The sequence below is a fragment of the Enterobacter cloacae complex sp. IR5458 genome (assembly GCF_049238025.1).
Classification (GTDB): domain Bacteria; phylum Pseudomonadota; class Gammaproteobacteria; order Enterobacterales; family Enterobacteriaceae; genus Enterobacter; species Enterobacter kobei.
Window position 1 is genome coordinate 1 of the sequence record NZ_JBMKIF010000028.1, and the last position, 19,286, is coordinate 19,286.

Annotated in this window: 17 protein-coding genes and 1 pseudogene; 7 read left to right on the forward strand and 11 right to left on the reverse strand. The window is 46.1% G+C overall.

The window, feature by feature from the left end:
- The 6 genes and pseudogenes from ACOTYN_RS19750 to ACOTYN_RS19775 form a co-directional block, all read right to left on the reverse strand.
- Positions 1 to 287: pseudogene (locus tag ACOTYN_RS19750) on the reverse strand (transposase); the annotation flags it as partial.
- Between the two features lie 442 nt (positions 288 to 729).
- Positions 730 to 1,116 carry a hypothetical protein gene (locus tag ACOTYN_RS19755; RefSeq protein WP_000367710.1) on the reverse strand — a complete coding sequence of 129 codons (387 nt, stop codon included), beginning with the start codon at positions 1,114 to 1,116 and terminating at the stop codon, positions 730 to 732.
- Between the two features lie 189 nt (positions 1,117 to 1,305).
- On the reverse strand, positions 1,306 to 1,821 hold the full coding sequence (locus ACOTYN_RS19760) for a hypothetical protein (RefSeq protein WP_000228894.1): 516 nt from the start codon (positions 1,819 to 1,821) through the stop codon (positions 1,306 to 1,308).
- A 564-nt stretch (positions 1,822 to 2,385) separates the two neighbouring features.
- Positions 2,386 to 5,721, reverse strand: coding sequence for a hypothetical protein (locus ACOTYN_RS19765; RefSeq protein ID WP_000502666.1), 3,336 nt, complete (start codon positions 5,719 to 5,721; stop codon positions 2,386 to 2,388).
- Between the two features lie 222 nt (positions 5,722 to 5,943).
- Positions 5,944 to 6,297: a hypothetical protein gene (locus ACOTYN_RS19770; RefSeq protein ID WP_000769182.1), complete on the reverse strand. Its 354-nt coding sequence runs from the start codon at positions 6,295 to 6,297 to the stop codon at positions 5,944 to 5,946.
- 153 nt (positions 6,298 to 6,450) lie between these two features.
- Positions 6,451 to 7,059, reverse strand: coding sequence for a hypothetical protein (locus ACOTYN_RS19775; protein WP_000926374.1), 609 nt, complete (start codon positions 7,057 to 7,059; stop codon positions 6,451 to 6,453).
- A gap of 193 nt (positions 7,060 to 7,252) precedes the next feature.
- Here ACOTYN_RS19775 and umuD point away from each other — a divergent pair, with 193 nt between their 5' ends.
- Together umuD and umuC are read left to right on the forward strand one after the other, a co-directional pair.
- A complete protein-coding gene (gene umuD, locus ACOTYN_RS19780; protein WP_000111290.1) occupies positions 7,253 to 7,687 on the forward strand; it encodes a translesion error-prone DNA polymerase V autoproteolytic subunit in 435 nt (144 codons plus the stop codon).
- Positions 7,677 to 8,930, forward strand: a complete 1,254-nt coding sequence (gene umuC / locus ACOTYN_RS19785) for a translesion error-prone DNA polymerase V subunit UmuC (protein ID WP_001371894.1) — start codon at positions 7,677 to 7,679, stop codon at positions 8,928 to 8,930. Before umuD ends, umuC begins: the two co-directional genes overlap by 11 nt.
- A 45-nt stretch (positions 8,931 to 8,975) precedes the next feature.
- Here umuC and ACOTYN_RS19790 read toward each other — a convergent pair whose 3' ends face one another.
- Positions 8,976 to 9,785 (reverse strand): DsbA family protein, encoded by an 810-nt coding sequence (locus ACOTYN_RS19790; protein ID WP_000031378.1) that lies wholly within the window; start codon positions 9,783 to 9,785, stop codon positions 8,976 to 8,978.
- A 262-nt stretch (positions 9,786 to 10,047) separates the two neighbouring features.
- Here ACOTYN_RS19790 and ACOTYN_RS19795 point away from each other — a divergent pair, with 262 nt between their 5' ends.
- Positions 10,048 to 10,503 carry a hypothetical protein gene (locus ACOTYN_RS19795; protein ID WP_223230168.1) on the forward strand — a complete coding sequence of 152 codons (456 nt, stop codon included), beginning with the start codon at positions 10,048 to 10,050 and terminating at the stop codon, positions 10,501 to 10,503.
- Positions 10,504 to 10,562: 59 nt separating this feature from the next.
- On the opposite strand, the gene ACOTYN_RS19800 is transcribed toward ACOTYN_RS19795, so the two are convergent.
- The 3 genes from ACOTYN_RS19800 to ACOTYN_RS19810 form a co-directional block, all read right to left on the reverse strand.
- Positions 10,563 to 10,823, reverse strand: coding sequence for a hypothetical protein (locus ACOTYN_RS19800; RefSeq protein ID WP_001439466.1), 261 nt, complete (start codon positions 10,821 to 10,823; stop codon positions 10,563 to 10,565).
- A 195-nt stretch (positions 10,824 to 11,018) separates the two neighbouring features.
- Complete coding sequence (locus ACOTYN_RS19805) at positions 11,019 to 11,411, reverse strand: hypothetical protein (protein WP_000843243.1); 393 nt, start codon at positions 11,409 to 11,411, stop codon at positions 11,019 to 11,021.
- A gap of 24 nt (positions 11,412 to 11,435) precedes the next feature.
- The gene (locus ACOTYN_RS19810; protein ID WP_000720274.1) at positions 11,436 to 12,185 is read right to left on the reverse strand and encodes a thioredoxin fold domain-containing protein; all 750 of its coding nucleotides are present in this window, start codon (positions 12,183 to 12,185) and stop codon (positions 11,436 to 11,438) included.
- Positions 12,186 to 12,332: 147 nt separating this feature from the next.
- Between ACOTYN_RS19810 and ACOTYN_RS19815 the strand changes: the two genes are divergently transcribed.
- The 4 genes from ACOTYN_RS19815 (at position 12,333) to ACOTYN_RS19830 (ending at position 15,213) form a co-directional block, all read left to right on the forward strand.
- The gene (locus ACOTYN_RS19815) at positions 12,333 to 12,872 is read left to right on the forward strand and encodes a lytic transglycosylase domain-containing protein (protein ID WP_000494968.1); all 540 of its coding nucleotides are present in this window, start codon (positions 12,333 to 12,335) and stop codon (positions 12,870 to 12,872) included.
- A gap of 82 nt (positions 12,873 to 12,954) precedes the next feature.
- Entirely contained in the window at positions 12,955 to 13,512 is a 558-nt protein-coding gene (locus ACOTYN_RS19820; RefSeq protein ID WP_001371950.1) for an HAD domain-containing protein, read from the forward strand.
- Between the two features lie 123 nt (positions 13,513 to 13,635).
- Entirely contained in the window at positions 13,636 to 14,697 is a 1,062-nt protein-coding gene (locus ACOTYN_RS19825; RefSeq protein WP_000902297.1) for an HNH endonuclease signature motif containing protein, read from the forward strand.
- A gap of 9 nt (positions 14,698 to 14,706) precedes the next feature.
- Positions 14,707 to 15,213 carry a YrhA family protein gene (locus tag ACOTYN_RS19830; protein WP_000654195.1) on the forward strand — a complete coding sequence of 169 codons (507 nt, stop codon included), beginning with the start codon at positions 14,707 to 14,709 and terminating at the stop codon, positions 15,211 to 15,213.
- Positions 15,214 to 15,335: 122 nt separating this feature from the next.
- On the opposite strand, the gene ACOTYN_RS19835 is transcribed toward ACOTYN_RS19830, so the two are convergent.
- Positions 15,336 to 19,286 carry a conjugal transfer protein TraG N-terminal domain-containing protein gene (locus ACOTYN_RS19835; protein WP_000386160.1) on the reverse strand — a complete coding sequence of 1,317 codons (3,951 nt, stop codon included), beginning with the start codon at positions 19,284 to 19,286 and terminating at the stop codon, positions 15,336 to 15,338.

Sequence of the window (19,286 nt, forward strand, 5' to 3'; positions counted from 1 at the left end):
GGCAGGGCGCTATCCAGGGATAATCGGGCAAACAGGCGCATGGAGGCGATTTCGTACAGGGCATCTTCCATGGCACCGTCGCTCAGGTTGTACCAATGCTGCATGCAGTGAATACGCAGCATGGTCTCCAGCGGATAGGGCCGTCGGCCATTGCCCGCCTTGGGATAAAACGGCTCGATGACAGCGGTCATATTCTGCCATGGCAGAATCTGCTCCATGCGGGAGAGGAAAATCTCTTTTCGGGTCTGACGGCGCTTAGTGCTGAATTCACTATCGGCGAAGGTGAGTTAATGGCTCATGATGTCCCTCTGGGATGCGCTCCGGATGAATATGATGATCTCATATCAGGAACTTGTTCGCACCTTCCCTAGACTTAACGATGTTAAAATTTTGGTTGTATTAAAATCCTCCTGCGAAAGTGAAATCATCCATGTATTATCTTTATGATAGTCGGTGATATAAATAAAATGAGATGTAAAAGGCGTTGAGTGATTGAACTCTCCTAAGTTCCATCCATACTGTCTCACTGTATTTGAGCTAAGTTCTTTGTCGGTAATGTTCATAATTCATACCTTTCGATAAAGTCTGTAATGATAATTAGCTATCTCAAAGGCCCAGAACAACTCTTGAAATAACCTCACTCGAAGAATTTATCATATTGAACACCCCTACCTAATAACCTTGCCGACTTAATAAATCACAATAGCCCTCCCCTGTCATTTTAAAACGCTACTTGAATTTTTGATAGCTTATAGTTGTTTTACGTTCTTTGTGATACTCATATGTCATCTTCTCTTTCCAGTACCAATCTTGTAAATCCTGCAAGTCTAGCCCATTTTTCTCACGTATGCTTTCGTGTAATTCGCTAAGCGCGAGTTTATCATTAGGTTTATAAATGGCTAATTTTTCTTCAAATAAATCCAGCCAACGTTTCCCCATCTTTCGACGCAAAACAAACACCATCGTGATAATTGTACTGAAATGCACAGCAATTAGTTCCAACTTATGCGATTGCTGACCAGATAAAATTACTATTGTAACAACAGGGATGGCCGTATATAAAGCAATCAAAGCGACCATAAGTTGATATGGTTTTTCCCGTATTACCATGTCCATGGGTAAACCAGAGGACGCTACTGCTTGCCAAAATCTTAAATACCTTCCGATGGACTTAAACCTTTTCCCGTTTTTATGCATAAACCTGTTTTTATTTACTATCATGTTAGACCTCTATTTTTCTGTAATTCTAGAAGAATGTTACCTTAACCCTTAACAGGGATAACACCGCATGTATTATCTCCATAATCAAAGCGCAGGGCCGGTAATAAAAAGTACCATACCATCGATGTGTAGTTCGTTCAGTGCATCCCTGTCCGTGGATAGCTTTCTAATGTTGTCAGGAGTTGCATCAATCGGGTATAAATCTTGCGTCAGTTTGACGAGATTCTTCTCAGTGCAGGTAAGACCGCCTTCAGCGAGAGTGCGCAGGTAATCACTAAACACGACTTCTTTTTCATCAGAGGTAAGTCGCTCGAAGTACCCCATATGTTCGGACGTGAAATTCTCATCTGCAATACTTCTCACTACTGAGATGATATCCGACCTTATGACCAACTCCCGCACCGCAGCATAAAAAATCCTGCCGTAATGTCCTGACACGTTTTCCTTTGCGAGCCACCAGCGCTCATCCGTGGTAACGGGTACTGTGGTCGGGGATGCCAGTAGCAGAACGGGGCTTAAACCGGATCGCGATAACCCTTCAGCAAAAGCTTCTTCAGGAAGACTGCTAACAGGCTTGCCTTGATAACGTGCTTCTACCATCTATGCTTCTCCTTTCTGATGTAGGCATGACTGCCTTCTATTTAAGCAATCAGTAAACCGGATTGAGCTGAGCAACGTTATCCTTCTCCCATCATTGCTTGCCACTTTTACCATAAGCGCCAAACAATTAGCCCCATTATTCCGGTTGTAAACTGAACCTTAACACTAACCAGTATGAATCGGTCATCTGGGGCAAAGTGTCCACCGGGTTGAAGTAGCCAGGTTGTTAGCGGCGGATGGAAAGCCAGTACGAATCCGTAAACTATAAAAGCCAAGCTCAGTAAAAGAAGGAGCATGCGCCCAATACGTTTGAGTTGATAAGATAAACTCGCGCTAGTTTTTCGTGGGGGTACGATATGGTCTTTCAACACTGTCTCCTTGCCAGCAAATGCCGAAGCGCTGGCATAAAGATTAAACAATTTTTATGCCAGTTACTCCGGCGAGATGGGTGATAATCCTCGTTGCCATCATAAAGCCTTATCTCTTTCAAATTTGAGCGATAAGGGGTCTTTGAGCCTGTAATGGCTTTTTGTTTGATGTTTTGATGGCACCTGCCCCCGCGTTTTACCATGACCGAAGTACATAGCGGCTCACACCTTCTGCTGGCTGTTGCCACTCGCTATTCTCCGTTGACGGTCTGAGGCGCGTCGAGCCCCGGGAGATGTTTTTCATCGCCTGCTCAAGAGTGTCCATCCTGTAGGTTTTGATGTTCACCCCTTCTTCAGAAATAGGCCCCAGCAGTTCCGTAACCTCACGCTCACCCTGATAAATATCGACCCACTGTGTAATATTCACCTTATCACCATTCGCATCAATGCCACGTCGGTTAAAGTGGTCAATTTCAAACTCACACACGGTTACCGGTACCAGCCCCTCCGGGCGCGGATACCCGAGTATTTCATCAAAACCAGGTTCCCCTTCATCAGTGACCAGATCAGGCGTCAAATAGAGTTTTCCGTTACGGGAAAAATGCGCAACATGGCAGGACCACTGGTCATTTAACATCGTTGGCATGCTTGTGAACATTCCTGAATACCACCGTCTGGCATTATCAACTGATTTGGTGACGAGGATTTCATCTGGTACTTCCCCGTTGTCCATGGTGTAAAAACTGAGAGACAGAGCGGTATTTCTGCGTGAAAGTAGCTTTTCTTTATTGACCTCTTTATTTTCAAATTTGGACAGGTATTCCTCAAGGAACAGCGCCTGCAACTCGGGTGTCGGCGCTTTCTGATAAAACCAGTCGGCCAGGTCTTTAGTGCCAATATAGATGAGGCTGGCTTTACCTTTTTCGCTCTTGACCGCAACAGGAGCCATTAGGCTTACTTGCTGTACGTACTCACTGGTTTCATTGATACTTTCATAGGCCTCAATCCACTGGCCAAGCAGATTGGTGTAAATCACCGGATCGTTCAGCTTTAAAAACTGCTTAAGAGCCTGAGCGCCACGGGAGCATGTATCAAAATAACGCTGCTTCTCTTCGAAGCTTTTGAAAGCAGTCTTTTTGCCCGACCATGTGGCCACCAGCTGTTCATCTTCGAACAGGGTGTTTTCAGCTGGTAAGAAGTGTTTCATTTTCGCAAAACGTTGATGAGTGACGTTTAAGACATTTCGGGATGTAGCAAGTACCATTCGATGAACCCAGGCATGCCCTTCCATCCGGTTGTCGCATTCAAAATTTGCTGGTGCGGCATATGCAACAAGTTTCCCTGAAGCATTTACCGATAACCTGACCAGCTCATAGCCTTTGCTGCTAATAAAATTACGAACCCCGGGAAGATGTTTGAGCCCCACATCAGCGAGCATATAGAGCTGGTTCAGGAGCTCTTTGGAGCCCTTCTCTGTACTCATGGCAGCTTCCAGCGTCGCCCCCCTGTTATCAGCTCGCCAGGCTACAATGCATCGATCTATCAACTCTGATCTCAGATTAGGCTGGCCAATATTTCCATCGGCCAGAGCCTGGCTCAGCATCTGCCGGTAAGGTTCTTCTGCCTCACGCTCGGCACGAATATAATTTAAAGCCATCTTGAAGAAGCGAATGTAAAACAGGTGATTAGACCTGAATTTACGTCTGTGAATGTACCATTCGAGCTCCTCCGCTTTAATGGTATCCATGCACAGGAAACCCAGTTCAGCATCATTCCTGCTGGACTCCTTAAATAAAGACAAATTCACCTTACAATTGAAATCTCGATCCGTTGAGTATCTGTTTACTGTTGCGTTGACACAGATATCGTCTCCCTGACGGAATGCAATAACCGGCTCATAGTTTTTATGGGTTCTCCCAAGCCATTTATAGCCAGAGTAGCTGTTGTCTTCCTGAACTGCTCCTGGTGCTGTCACTGGGTTCATCAACGAATCCCAGTTGCACATTACCCGGGATCCGGACTGAAGGCATGAGTTTGCCTGTTCAAGATAACTTTGCAGAGACGGCCGTGTCTCAGCCATACCCAAAAGGCCAGAACCGTCTTTGTCGTGCAGAAATTGGAAGTACCGTTCCTGGAACTCAAGGCTCAGAAAACTGTAAGGGGTATTGGTATCATAGAAATCACCAAATAGTTTGAGCCGGTGATCGAGGCCGCAGATAAGGATCAGGAAACGACGGTAGTGAAGTGCCATAAGATCATGCTGCTTCAGTCGGTCGGTATAACTGACGTCCTCAAACTTTATGGTGCTGCCATCAATCCCCTGGAAATGTGCTTCCTGTTCGCTGGCGGAAGGGAATAGCTGCGAAGCCCCAAGATGGCTTTCTACCGAAGAGTAAACCTGATGAATATTTTGACCGTCCCGGACCAGAAGGAATACAACCCGGTTCCTGTCATTGCGGACATGATTTTCCCAGGGATCGCGGTAATCGATATAACGTCGTGTTGTGGCCATACATACGATGGAACGTTCGGATGGAAAAATCTGCTCCACCAGCCCGGGGCTGGTTCGTAAAGTTTCATGAAATTTTTCCATATCAGAGAAGTCGAACCAGCTATCGAGATCGCACCATACGGCCAGCTCTTCATCCACCATCAGCTTTGCCTGAACGACCTGGAGCGGGAGGTGTGATGGAGCGGATTCACCCTTCACGATATTCACTACCTCAACGTCTTTGCCGGTATACAGTTCCAGACTGCCAACGCCATCGTGGATTTTCTTCACATATTCCATGGCTTCTTCTGTAGTGGCCAGACTTGCCGCTGCAACTTCCTCGAAATAGGGCAGCATTCTTTTGCTGGCATTAGCGATTGCCTGCGTTCGTTGTGTGATGATTTTGCTGATGGCTGTGCTGATCTGCCCTTCTTTTAAGGCCGCTTCTCTGATTTGTTCAATGCGGGTATCTGAAATACCAGAGGACAGAGCATTTTGAACTGATCCAATCGCCAGTGAGGTTACCGCCTGCTGCTCTTGTGGGGGCACTAACGCAACGCTAAGGCCCGTCACAGGGTTTTCACGGTCATCTGTACCTAATTGCTCAATCGCAAGGTCACGGAGCCCCTGAGCATCGCTCACGAGGGCTGTAAGCGATGCCTGTAGGCTATTCACTTCTTCCTGAGCTTGTCTGAGTTCAGCATCCCGGATTACCTTATGGTCGGGTTCAAATACAAAACTGGACAGAAAATCCTTAACCAGGAAGCGATGCTCTCGCATTTCTTTGCCACGTTCCCTACGGTTGCCGCTGCTGTCTTCAGTGACAATAGCTACAGTCTGACCGTAAACGCGGGGATGGGCGCGTAGAATCACTGTGTGCAGCTTATCTTCAACGTAACGCAAAGACGTAATGAGCAGCGTATCCCCTGCCACAATACCCTCTTCAGGGATGCTGTCAGTGGACGTCCAGTACTGACCCGCCAGCAAAGAATGAAATCGCTCTAAACGGTCAATGTTATTTTTGCTGACCAGGTCACCCATATACCTTTCCTTCCAGATTCGTATGTTAGGTGAATCATACCAGATTGCACTTACCGTCTAATAACTCAAAAAACACCAACTTCGGCATTCACTAGAAATGAATCCGTCCACTATTATTCATTAATTAAATAGATTCTTAGATATGAATAGCGCATTGCTTTTAAAGCAGGTTTCGCAAAGGGTTAAAAAAGGCTTCTTAAGTGAAGCCTTTAATAATAAATGCTACTTATCTTCAGAGGGATACATTTCCCAGTATTTATTACGTACATTAACAAGGCAATGGTCTGCTGTTTCTGAAGCGCCTTTGTCGCGGTTTACAAAGGCTTCTGCAACTTCATCCAACTTATCCGGTACCGTATTTAATGGTAATGCCTGCTTCAGGTTGGTGGTTACCAGTTCCTTTGCTTTATCATGATTAAGTTCAGTTCGGATGCTTGCATCTTTACAAATATCATCAACCTTACCATCAAGAATAATGTTTGGGATAGGTTCGTTTTCAACTTTATGTGTAGTATTAGCAGAGGAGCCAAAAGCGACTGACATCATCGCACACAGCAGAATATTTTTTAATTTCATAGTTCACTCCATTATGACTATTGATATCTACTTATGAAGTATTAGTTATATCATGTTTGCCGTCAAAACATAGAACCCACTGTTTTGACTTTAAACATATCATGCTACAACGTTTTTTTGCACGTGACTTTAGTAGGCATGATTTATGAGGTTTCAGCAGGACGTCAGATTGTTGTCGATCCAGTATTGATGCAAGCCTACCGTCCATTTCTTCGATAAGGCCGAAAGTAAAAGCGCTAAACCACAGCAGTTACCAGGAGTAAAAATTCGTATGGGATCTGGAGAACCGACTTTAACACTCATAATGAACTCCAGAATGTTGCCATGGCATAGACTATTTCTAAGCCTGACGATATCTGCTTCAGGTTTTTTACCAGCGTCTATCTTTGCCAACATATTCTTCTCGGCTGGAAATGACAGTAATTCTATCGGCATCCCTTCCTGCTTAGCCTTTCGCATTAAAGCGTTACTCATTACTGACGTACCATCTAAGTCCACCAGTACAGGAACTGACTGCTGAACGTTAACAGTTGATTTCAACTTCAGCGTAACCCTGAGTGATGTTTCGATCCCATTCAGAAAGCTCGTACAGGCCGGTAACCATAGACCATGATGCAGCGCCTCGGTTGCTTGTTTAAAAAACCAGTCAATCACGGGGACAGTGCAATGCTCATAATAGTGATTTACCTCGCTGAACCTTGCCATATAAGCATCGTACTCAGCCTGGTCTTCAGGAGATAAAAAATTTGGTGGGAGGAGCATCAGAATCCTTTCATCCTAGCTTGTATACCTTCTTCGTAGGCCAGCTCGCCATTATCGGTAAAAGATGGTTTTTGATGTTTATGATAAAGCTTAATTTTTCGTCAGGCTTGATAGCGTTACCGGAGAGATTTGATCTTTTCTCTTCAACTCGCAATACTGTTTATACATACAGTACAAGAATTCGAGTGTAGCTATGTCTGTTATCCTTGAGCACATTAGCAACAAGCCTTACGAAATGGCACCTTTTTTCAGTGATTTACTAAGCTGTGGAGTGATGAGTCCGTGCGCCGGGCATGAAGATAATGAATTAAATTTGCATGAATATGTAGTCCGCAACCGCCCCTCAACCTTCTTTGTCAGGGCGGCGGGCCTCAGTATGATCAATGCCGGTATCAATGATGGAGCAATACTGGTTGTGGATCGGTCTTTAACAGCACGACACGGCTCTATCGTCGTTGCGCTGGTGGATGGAGAGTTTACGGTAAAGATCTTACACACGTATCCTGAGCTGCTTTTGATGCCTTCTAATCCAGCCTATAAGCCGATACGTGTAAATCCTGAATCCCTTGAGATATGGGGCGTCGTCACCTTTGCACTGAATCAGTTCAGCCATGTACATGCACGTTGATATTAACGGAGCCTATGCGGCATTTGAGTGTGCGATGGATCCCAAGCTGTCAAAAAAGCCGCTCATCATAGCCAGCAATAACGATTCGTCCGTCATTGCAATGAATAAACTGGCTAAAAGCGTTGGTATTAAGCGTGGGACCCCAATTTTTAAGTGCAGGGATTTGATTCAGCAACACCGGATCGAAGTCCGGAGCTCTAACTTTACTTTGTATGAAGACTACTCAAATCGCTTCCATGAAACGCTGGAAAGCTTCGCGCCTCAATCGAGTCGATATAGCATAGATGAAAATTTCATGTTATTGAAAAACATGAACAAGATAATAGATTATGAAGATTACGGCCGGTTGATCAGAAGTACACTTCTTCATAATCTGTCCCTTACCTGTGGTGTGGGTTGTTCAAGCACCAAAACCCTCGCTAAATTATGCACCTATGCGAGCAAACGATGGGCAGCTACAGGCGGGGTTGTAGTTTTGACTGATCAGGCCAGGATCAGGAAGCTCCTGAGCCTGATCAGTACCAGAGAAATATGGGGTATTGGTCGAAAGATTAGTGAACGCCTGTCGGCTTTCGGGATCATCACTGCCGGTGATTTTTATAATAGCGACGTTCGCTTTTTACGTAAAAGCTTTGGCGTTGAAATCGAGCGTACCTGGCGGGAACTGCATGGCGAACCATGTTTCCGGCTGCACGAGTCTCCTCCTGTCAGGCAACAGATTATCGTTTCCAGAAGTTTTGGTCAGCGCCTTAATGAGATAGGCAAGCTACATGAGGCAGTTTCATTTTTTACCGCCCGGGCGGCAGAGCAGCTGCGCAAGGATGGCTCGTGGACCCGTCAAATCACAGTCTTCATTCAGAGTAGCAATTATGCGCAAGGTGAAAACCGCTACAGCAATTGTGGTATCGAGCCGCTTACCGCTACACAGGACACCCGCGATCTGGTTGATGCAGCCATGACCATCCTGAACCGCATTTACAGACCCGGGATAGCGTATGCGAAAGCAGGGGTAATGCTCTCCGCTATGACTGACGGCACAGAGCAACTCAGCCTGTTTGATACTCGCCCGGCCAGGCCTGGCAGTCAGGCACTGATGAAAGTTATGGACCGGTTCAATAAAGAAAAGCGCGGAGCTCTGTTTTTACTGGGGGAAGGCATTCAACAGGATTTTCGTATGAAGCAGGCCATGCTATCACCGAGATATACGACCCGCTGGGATGAATTACTCGTTGTAAAAGCGTAGCGGCCATGACCGGCATGGCCGTACTCATCAAATGTGAAAGTAACTTTAGGCCCCGCGAGCTTTTTCGATTGCGCCCTGCAAAGTTGCTGCGTCCATAGCCCCGGGGATAAATGTGGTAGTCGCCGCATTCGGCTTTTTCATATTCATAATGATGAAACCGGGTGTGCCGGTGATCCCGAGCGCTTCGCCCAGCTGCATATTGCCGGAGATCACGTTTTCATACCGGTTTTTTTCCCTGTCAGAAAACGTGCTGTTAAACCCTGACTTTTCCACCACAGTATTAAAGTCAGTGAGTTCGAATTTGCGTTGAGAGGTCATGAAGGTATGAGCCACAGCCATCAGGTTGTTGTGGTACTTACGATAGGCTTCAGCACCGAAATTCTGATAGACGTGCAGACCCGTAGCGGCCCCCATGGCAGATACAGGTTTTGAACCGGCAAAAATCGGGAATTCTTTAAAGAAGAATTTTACATCTTTGCTCTGATTCATTACCGATTCAACAACAGGTGTAACCCGCATGCAGTAAATACACTGATAGTCGAAGAACTCGATTACCGCGACGTCGGCGTCATCAGGGCCGATGTTTGGCGTCTCCTTGGTATCCAGCAGAGCTGGCGCATATGGAATTATTCGTTCCACTGAGGCACTCACGTTCTGATTTTCCAGCGCCTTACCTGCTTCCACTAAATAATGGGGATTTTTTACCAGGTAAGTAGCGGCAATTTTGCCAATTTCTTCCTCACTGAGCACCTTCGGTTTAAAATAAGTTGCCGTGATTAACGCCGAGGCAGCGGTAGCAATAACCGCAGAAATTAAAATCGTGGCCATCGGTTTTAAATAAAATTCTTTAGACATAGCTACCTTTATGCTTTTCAGCCTGTTAGTTATTAACCTGCGATGGATTATACTGGCCCGGTAAATCGGAATTATTCGTGAAACAATGCTTTTTGGAGATTAAAGGATGATTAGGCAGGGCTTTATACTCACAACCGCAATGCTTTTGAGTGGATGCGGATATCATTTCGCAAACCAGGTAGATGCGTACGATCTAATGCCTCGTCCTGTTACAAATAAAAGGTTTCAGATAGTCCCTCCGGACGAAAGTATTCAGTCCAGAATGTTTTCAGGCCGTTTTGCTGATGGATTAGCAAAAAAAGGAGTCATTATTTCCACTCACCAGCCAGATTATGTGCTCAGGTTCCGAATCAGCAGCTCACAGGAGAACATGCAGTATAGCGAGCAGCTTCTTACTGGGGTGACAGGCTACGTTGTAGATAAAAAGACAACGAGAACTGACAAGCATGGCGAATTGCATACTGACTATGACTACAAGCCAGTCGATGGGGTAATAGGCACTGAGACGATGTCGCAGATGCACTATATGCGACAGCTGGATGTCGAGGTATACCCGTCAGCGAAAGGAGCAAAGCAGGTTCTGAAAGTGAGTATGCAAAGCAATGCACCTGTGCCGTCAGACAGCATTGCTTATTCAGCAATGATCGACGCCTTTACTGATAAATTTGATGCGCCGCTGCGTTCCGGAAATTATGTTGCAGTGATCCCCTGGAACTGAAAGCAGACGGCGGGAAGAGAATGTTCAAAAGTGACTTTTGGACACGCACATTAACGTGGCTATCGCCCTCCCCCATTAAAATCATAAAGTCGGTAAAGATCGCCCATCGTGATGGAATTGGGCTTATTAATGAACAGATACTGTAACTGTTCTTTATGTTGAGTACTGGCAGCTGCATTCATAAGCACTTCCAGGTAGAACTTGTAGCCTATGCTTCGCTCTGAATACATATACTGGAACTGCATCAGTAAAATGCCTGACATAACATACAACAGCAGCAGACTGAGTAATACAGTGCTATCAGGCTGTTCCAGTGCCATACTGACATACCCTGAACCCAGAATGCACAGAAGCCACCCCGTCATTAGAGCAGGCACCCTACGACTCAGACGTTTATAACAACGTTTTATTACGGGATCCCGGAGATACTTTTTGTCAGGTATCCCCGTTGCTCTGATGACGAAGCTACTGAGTATCGACATCTTTTTTCCTTCTGGACGCTCTCAGTCAATAAATCAGGCCAGGCGCTCATTGAAAGCTACCACGAGCTGCGAATCGGGATTTTTTACCAGTTCGGGCCGGATAACTTTTAGTTGCCTCGTTGGGGCGAGCTCATCTGTAGGCCTGATGGTGGTATTACCCGGCCCCTTGCGGGTACTGTCGGTGTTTACCTTGAGCTTTTTATTTCCCAGGTAGCTTTCCATCTTTTTAGAGATGGTGTCACCTGTGGTCGCAACACCAGAGAGTTCCTTTAGATGTTCACCTTTATCCATTTGTACCGATGACATCAGAAATCCGATTCCGGGATCGTTTTCCGTTCCACAGGCTCCGTACTGACATTGTGCAGCGAAAACGGGCTGTACACCTACAGCAACCAGCATTAACGTACTCAGTAAAGTAGATTTCATACACACCTCTTACAGTCGGAAAAGTTACTTTTGCGCAGCGCCCATTTGGGTCACCAGGTTTTCCGGGCTCAGCCACCCCGTAAATAACTGCGGTTTGCCGCTTAGTGTCACCATGGTAGGAGTACCTTGCAGCGGGATTGTTGAGGCCACCTGGAAATGCGATTTGATAATGTTTAAGCAAGCCTCATCAGGACGTCCTTCCGGGATAGTTGAAACCGGATTCATCGCTGCATCCAGAGCTTCGTTTGGCTTTGCTGAACACCAGATTTTGGCCATGTTCCCGGCTACTACCGAGTTCAGTCCTGCACGTGGGAATGCAAGAAACTTAATCGAAATACCGGCATCAAGATAAGACTTCAGATCATGATGCAGTTTTTGGCAGTATCCACAGGTTATATCGGTAAAGATAGCAAGCCGGTATTTTTCGTTTGGTGATTTGTAGTCGATGGATTTTGTTTTGGATGCGAATTCCCGGACGCCCATTAAAATGGCCTGCTCAGTGGTGTTTACCACATCTTTACCTTTCACGTGGAATAAGCTTCCGGTAAAAATGTAATCTCCGTCTTTGCTCACGTAACTTACCCCCTCCCTGGAAATCACCGTAAAAATATCTTTTACTGGCGAGGGTTCGACGTGCTCGATTGAAAGCCCAATGGCTTTGAGCTTATCCCGGGCTGCATCTGGCAGTACCATTGTATTAACCGGCTCGGCATTCATCGTGAAGGCGGTACTTAATGAAAGAAGTAATACCGATGCCTTAATAATTTTTTTCATTTCCGCTCCTTAAATCGAGCACTAATATTATCACGCCCCAAAATTCCAGAATTTTGCTTAAACGCTTAAATCAACGGGTAAAGCCGAAAGAAAGTCGATAGATATATGGGAGAATAGATAAAACGTAGATTCAGTGGAGAAATCGTTGTGTTTACACCACCAGCAGATGATGTGAAACCTATTCCCGTTCCTGATGAGATTTACACTCAGTGCATTACGGATGCCGCCCGCTACTTCGGAATTGATGCTGAACTGGTTTTTACGTTGTTTGACAATGAAGGCGGTAAGGTTGGTACTTTCAGCAGGAATACTAACGGCACTTATGATATTGGCCCAATGCAGATCAACTCATCCAATCTACCTGAAATAAAAAAGCATTTCCCGACGGTAACGTGGCGGGTTCTGGCTTACGATGCTTGCGCAAGTTTCTGGGTTGGAACATGGTGGCTCTATAGAAAAATTGTTGATCGCAAGGGCAATGTGTTTGAAGGGATTGCAGATTACAACAGCAAAACCCCAAAGGTACGTGCAAAGTACATATTTAACTTCATGGTAAAGTACAATCGCCGGATCCAGCAGCGTAACGGGATGGGTGAGCTTTATCAATGGACCCAGCAACCTCCTCGATACAATGGCCATATAGCTAAAAATGTCCCGGAGCAAAACCCGACTCCTGTTGTTAAATAAATACAACCCGATATTACAGAAGATCATCGAGTGGCTTGGGTAAACCACCACAAATATTTCACACTGACTCAGGAGTAATATATTGTCTTCTTCTGCAAGAAATTTATTTAAGATTCTCTCTTCTTTCTTGATCCAGAAAAACCCTCATCATGAAGAAGTATGTGTTCATGAAGAAACAACAGCTGGTTTATGGGCCCCTCTCCCTGATTCGCATGTCGTGCTTTTCTTAGATTTCGATGGGGTTTGCCACAGGTGTAAAAATGAAACCTTTGAGCGAATGCCACTGTTAGAGAAATTGCTGGATAACTGCCCTGCCATGGTGATTGTTATCTCCAGCTCATGGCGTGAGTGCGCTAATACAAGTTATCTGAAATCTCTGTTCCGGGTGCCTTATAGAGACAAAATCATAGGTGCAACCGGTTCGGTATATTTAAAACACGGACAGACTGGTGTGCGGGCTGCCGAGTGTGAGGACTTTGTCTTTTCACATCGAGTTAAAGCATTTATCTGCCTTGATGACGACGAATCATTATTTCCGGCCGGTTATCCGCATTTGCACAAAACCGATTATTACACGGGCCTCACCGAATCTGACCTTGCAGCTCTTAACGCAAGGTACCATCAGCTCATGGGACGCTGATGAACAAAGTAACTTTCCTTTTACCCTGTCACTGCTGATCTCGTACGCCCATCCACTTTAGGATTGATTGTTTTATACCATACGCAATAATGTCTCATATGAATTCGACAAGAAAGGGACATTATGCTGCATCACTGTCAGGCTAAGTCACTGGATGACATATACCTTGAGGATATTCCCCACATCATACATCCGGCCACGGCGGTACATGACCTCGAAGATACCGCCCTGCCAAACCGGATTATTCAGGAATGGAATTTACCGCAGGGATATACACAGTTTGTCAGCCGGTATCACCAGTTCCACCATCAACGCCCCTGGCTCGCTTACCGCGATACGCTTGACGACATCAGATACGGTAAGATCGTTCTGCTTAGAAAAGACATAACCGGCAATGCCGGGCCGGGGGTTATATCAAATGGCAACCTACGCAATGACCTGCCCCTGTCCCTCTTTACCCGTCTGCGCGATATCATCTCTCGTCAGTTGAAACGCCCGGGGTATTACGTTCGATCAACGACACCAGCACAGCACGCCCAATCAACAAAAACCATTAATTCCAAAGCGGCTGGTCGTCTTCTCGCAGCTGGCGGGCTTTATAATGGAAATGTGGAGGGATTTCGACATACGGCTGAACAACTTGGCGGCGAAGCTGTTGAAGGCTATGACCAGGTATTGAACGAAACAACTTCAGGTATGCTGGTTGCAGCGGCTTCACTTCTGGTTATCCGAAATCCAAGGTCTGCGGATGAATTGACAAGTTATCTCGGCAAGTACAAAAAAGCACACGTTTTGCTCGATGATATGAATGTTAGCGAATTGAACTACATGCGCCGAGACAGAGCTGAATATTTAGCTCTCCGTGGACAATTCAACAATACTGTACGCCCTAACTTCCTTAAATCACTTTCAGACCACCCAGATGCCCTGGCTACGTTTGAACCTAACGATTTGATGAAACTTGCAACAGGCAAGGTCCCCTCTGGGTGGCAGGTTCACCACAAGATCCCTCTTGATGATGGTGGCACAAACGCTATAGACAACCTGGTACTTATTCAGAATTCACCATACCATTCAGCACTGTCGAAAGCACAATCCATCATTACGAAGGATCTACCGTATAATTCAAGCACCAAAGTTCTATGGCCATCGCCGAACGGTGTTATCTACCCGGTAGGAAAGTAAGAGGCGCTCATGAAAGATTTAACTCAACTACTCAGCAGCTTAAAGAGGTTGATGGTTGCAGATCACTACCCTTTAGCCAGCCCGGTAGCCCCGGAAGTCTTGAAAGACTTAATCTGCAATCCGCCTCCAGTGGAGTGGGCAGATCACAAAAAGAGCGCCTATATAGATATACAGAAACTCATTAAAACCAGGCTTGATTATGCCCAAGTGTTTAATGCTATGGATGGTTTTGAGTACAACGGACTTACGTTTTATAACCTTGTTCAGGCAGAGAACGAAAATCTATTGTGGTCAAATATTTACATACGCAACTTTGAAGCACGAGACAATGAAATCTACGTTGACCCAAATCTCACTGATAAGGTGTTAATCGGAGAAGATGGCATGTCACTTTTCGCTTATAGTTTTGCAGACGACTGCTTTCAGATAAGAGACAAAGCATCTACTGATTATGTTATTGAATCTCATACAGAGTTTGATAGATTTTTGTCTTCACTGATTCAAACCGTCAGTTGAATGTTCCGCAAGAGCGGTACTTCTGAAAAAAAGGCCGCAAACACATACTTTGCGGCCTTAATTGTTTAGCAGTAATTTACAATCTATTGATAGTCATTTCAGGAGGTTATATTCAACCTCCCTTATTTTTTATTTTCATTAAGCCACTGATCCGCTTTATCGACACGTGACTGGTAAGGCTCATTTGTGTTGCTCAGCTCTGACTTCATGTACTGAATGAATTCATCTGCTTTCTGAGGCCCAAAGCGTGGGTCATCCGTCAATTGCTGCCGGATAGCCCTTTCAGAGTTCTGCGCTGCATTCGCATAAGTCGAAACGCCGTCGCTGCTAATACTCTGATACCGGTCACTTACAGCTGCGACGCCATCAGACATCTGCATGTGATTAAGGACTTTACCCTGGAGAGAATCAGGCATATTTGCAGGGTTAGAGGCATCATTTGCTATCGATGTCTGGGTTTGAAGGATGCCCGCTCCCGTAAGCATCTCATTTACCGGTTTCGCCCCAACGCTGGTTAGCGTATCCGAAACAAATTGCTGGCCCCCGAGTAGCGCACCAGAAATCGCGCCCCGCTCAGTGTTGGCCTCTATCTTTTCCCCAACCAAGCGATCTGTGACGGTCTGAGTGCGGTTACCAACGAGACCACCGCCCGACCCACCTTCTCCCAGGTTTGCCCGTACGACTGACTCAAGTGAACCATCAGCTCTGTTATGAGTGTTGAAACTGCTATGGATGCTCTTAACGTCATTCATACTCCAGTTAACGTTATAGTTACCCAGTTCATTAAGGATCTTCTGGGTATCCGCTTTGAGCTGCTCTCTTTCGGCACCGGTAGCCATGGTGCTGGCACCATAGGTAAAGACAGCTTGCTGTGCCAATTCAGCTCGCTTATCGTCCCGGCTTAAGTTCGGGTTGTTGGCAACACGACTAAAGTAGTTATCAGTGTTATTAGATAAGCCACGAACTTGCCCGCTCTGATACATACTGTTCAAAGCAGTGGCTCGTTGATCCATTCCATCACCAACCACCCGACCTCCAACCTTTTCCAGATCGTTAAATGTGCCTTCTGCATTTCTGACATCCTGACCCGAATTGACGACTTTCTCTACACCCTGATTATTCAGTACAGGTCCATTCTTTTCGAGAGAATTAAGCACATTCCTTTCTTCATCAGAATAAGTGCGGCCCACGTTGTTGTTATGTATTCCCTGAATATCGCCTTTGCCCGCGTTATCAAGGTTATACGGAGTAAAGCCAGCTTCACTTTTTCCAGGGACATGCTGTGTCGCGTCCTGAGCGTTGGAGGAAAGACCGAGTTTAGCCTGCGAATCTACACTTCCACCCAGTTCCCCTACGCGTGACGCACTCATCACGCCAGACGTATTTACGCTGTCAGGAGTTCTATCCTGTGCCTGAGTGATAGTATTAATTCCTGACCCGTCACCTGAAATTCTGTCGAGCTGATTGGTGATAGGTAGCAGCTGCTGTGCATTACCACCGAAGTCGGAAACCAGACTTTTAAGCAGGCTGGAGGTTTCACGGAGATCCTGTTTATTACTTTCGGCCGTCTCTCCCCGGGCGGTATCAATCGCAATTTTTTGCTCACTGAAATCTCGGGTTGCAGCCACAAGCGCGTCAGTACGTTGAAGCTGCGATCCAAGCTGATTACTGGCCTTGAAGGTATCGTTATAGGAGTTGAATTTCTCCATAAACGCATTCTCATCCAGCCCATTCTTACGAGCAAAATTCCTTACATCATCATCACTGAAGTTTTTGTTGCGAATAGAATCGGAGAACCTGTCCAGGTTAATGCTTTGTTTAGAATCAAGGCTCATTCCACTATTGGAGCTTGCGTTAGTCGAAACCGATGTAGAAATATTTTGCGCCATCGTCTGTGTCGCCTGGTTCATTTTCGACGATGCTTCTTTAAACGCATTAGTATTGGATATCTGATCGCTGCTTACCTGAGACGCCGCTTTACTGAACTGGTCAGTTAACGCAGAATCCTGGCTAAGCTGATTCGTGATTGCTTTTGAAAGGTCATTTGAAAGCGAGTCACTGCCTGTATTGGTCTTAGATGCACCGCTACTCAATTGCCCTGCTACAGCCGCTTTCAGCCCGGCTCCATTGCCAGTTCCAACACCTCCATTAAGCCCAGCGTTGAGAATAACATTTGAAGCAATGCTGGCCATCTGAGACGCACTCACCCCATGTTTCGTTGCAATACCTTCTGCTACAGAGGCACCAATCTTATCCGAGATCTGCTTCATTGTTTGCAGGTTGGTTGAGAACTGCTGGCTCGACTGTCCTGACCTTCCAATTTCGCTCATCTGACTGTAACCAGCCTGGAATGAATTACTTGCCGCACTCATAACTGATGAGGTTACAGCTGATCCTTGTCCCTGGCTGTTAGCGATACTTGAACCAGCATTCCACATTCCAAGACGGAAATTACTTGAATCAACTGCGCCGCCATCGCTGTATCCCTGACCGGTACTGGTTAAGGCGGTTCGTGTCACGTCACCAAATGAAGATTTACCGCTGTTAGGGCCATCCCATACTTTGGGCGTTACATGACCAGTATCCACCGGCGCATCGGGGGTCACTCCCTTAACCGCATTCATCATCGGGTGAATCGACTGTGTCATCAGGAATAATGTGAGTACCGGAATCAGAGCATAGAGGGCGGAAGCAACAGACAGGTATGAACTGTATGTTTCCGCAAGCCCTGGGAGTCCCATCCACGTGACGGCATTATTCTGGCTGTTGAGGGTGCTCCAGGTATCCAAGTCGGCCGTCGCGACTTTCTTCACATACGCGTTGACCATTACTGCCGTAAGCGGCCACATATTCACGAAGAGGATAAGTTGCAAATATTTCGCCGCAGCGGCAACACCATTACCACCTAACGCCAGCAGCATAAGCAAAGCAAATGGAGCAACCATATAAGCAAACATTTCAAGGAATGCGATTGCTGCTCCCGACAGTTGTAACCACAACTGGCCCTGTGAAGCCATTGTGTTGGTTCGCTTCAGAGAAGCCTCAAACAACTGCATATCGGAAGCCAGACCGAGTGGGGTCTTATATTTGCTTGCGCCATTTCTGAGCTCATTCATAATGAACAGGTTCAGGGTGGCGTCATACGAACCAATAGCCTTACCGTACATACCATTTGCTGACGCCATAACATCAGTAAAGCTTGCGCCGGTAGGTGCACCATTTGCTTCGTCTGGAGTAAGGATGCCGTTTGTCTGTCCTATAAGGGAAATAGTCTGGCGAGCTTCAGCTGTACTGGTAACCTGTTTCACAGTTGACCAGACCTCATCACACGTACCAGATTTTGAACCGTTAGCGCCAACAATACTGGCAGAGGCATTCTTCAGTGCGCCTTTCATCGCCTGATTAATCCGGTCCATGCTATCTGCCAGATTAGCTGAGAAAATATCGTTAAAAATAGTTTCTTTACCGGCAATATTTGCGCTTGAGTTTTGGGTAGCCTTCAGGCAGTTGTATGCAAGAGACTGAACGGTAGCACATACGTTCATTGGCCCTAGCCCGCTGGCCGGTTCAGGAAATGCGGAACAGTAGCCCTGGCTATCGCCGCCCCATTGCAAAAACTTCACGAATCGGATCATCGGACCGAGGGTGATGTCATCGTCCAGAGTTGTTGCAGACAGGTCCACCGGAGAAAGCGGATCAAACGCTGTTTTATAATCCTTCAGCAAACCCTGGCTTAAGTTAGTGGTGACGGTTGCCATCGCAGCAATAAAAATTGGAATTCCGTCGACGTTTCTGACCTCTCCCGACTTTACAGATTCAATAGTTACATCCACTCGAACCATTGCCATCATGAAAAGGATCAACCCCAAAAACCAGGAGAAAAACGGTAATTCATTTTTGGTCGGAGCCTGAAGCCATAGCCACGTTTTATAGAATAGGCTCACACCTGCTACAACGGCGGCCGTGGTCAGGAACTCTTTTACACCAGTATATTGAGAAAAGATCAGGGCAATACCGGTAAAAGCCGACCAGACAAAATCAATATCACCCAGGGTATATATGTTGTAATCCAT

Coding starts and splice junctions, on each gene's coding strand:
- ACOTYN_RS19755 (WP_000367710.1), bottom strand. CDS start 1,116: ATGGACATGGTAATACGGGAAAAACCATATCAACTTATGGTCGCTTTG.
- ACOTYN_RS19760 (WP_000228894.1), bottom strand. CDS start 1,821: ATGGTAGAAGCACGTTATCAAGGCAAGCCTGTTAGCAGTCTTCCTGAA.
- ACOTYN_RS19765 (WP_000502666.1), bottom strand. CDS start 5,721: ATGGGTGACCTGGTCAGCAAAAATAACATTGACCGTTTAGAGCGATTT.
- ACOTYN_RS19770 (WP_000769182.1), bottom strand. CDS start 6,297: ATGAAATTAAAAAATATTCTGCTGTGTGCGATGATGTCAGTCGCTTTT.
- ACOTYN_RS19775 (WP_000926374.1), bottom strand. CDS start 7,059: ATGCTCCTCCCACCAAATTTTTTATCTCCTGAAGACCAGGCTGAGTAC.
- umuD (WP_000111290.1), top strand. CDS start 7,253: ATGTCTGTTATCCTTGAGCACATTAGCAACAAGCCTTACGAAATGGCA.
- umuC (WP_001371894.1), top strand. CDS start 7,677: ATGCACGTTGATATTAACGGAGCCTATGCGGCATTTGAGTGTGCGATG.
- ACOTYN_RS19790 (WP_000031378.1), bottom strand. CDS start 9,785: ATGTCTAAAGAATTTTATTTAAAACCGATGGCCACGATTTTAATTTCT.
- ACOTYN_RS19795 (WP_223230168.1), top strand. CDS start 10,048: ATGTTTTCAGGCCGTTTTGCTGATGGATTAGCAAAAAAAGGAGTCATT.
- ACOTYN_RS19800 (WP_001439466.1), bottom strand. CDS start 10,823: ATGGCACTGGAACAGCCTGATAGCACTGTATTACTCAGTCTGCTGCTG.
- ACOTYN_RS19805 (WP_000843243.1), bottom strand. CDS start 11,411: ATGAAATCTACTTTACTGAGTACGTTAATGCTGGTTGCTGTAGGTGTA.
- ACOTYN_RS19810 (WP_000720274.1), bottom strand. CDS start 12,185: ATGAAAAAAATTATTAAGGCATCGGTATTACTTCTTTCATTAAGTACC.
- ACOTYN_RS19825 (WP_000902297.1), top strand. CDS start 13,636: ATGCTGCATCACTGTCAGGCTAAGTCACTGGATGACATATACCTTGAG.
- ACOTYN_RS19830 (WP_000654195.1), top strand. CDS start 14,707: ATGAAAGATTTAACTCAACTACTCAGCAGCTTAAAGAGGTTGATGGTT.
- ACOTYN_RS19835 (WP_000386160.1), bottom strand. CDS start 19,286: ATGGATTACAACATATATACCCTGGGTGATATTGATTTTGTCTGGTCG.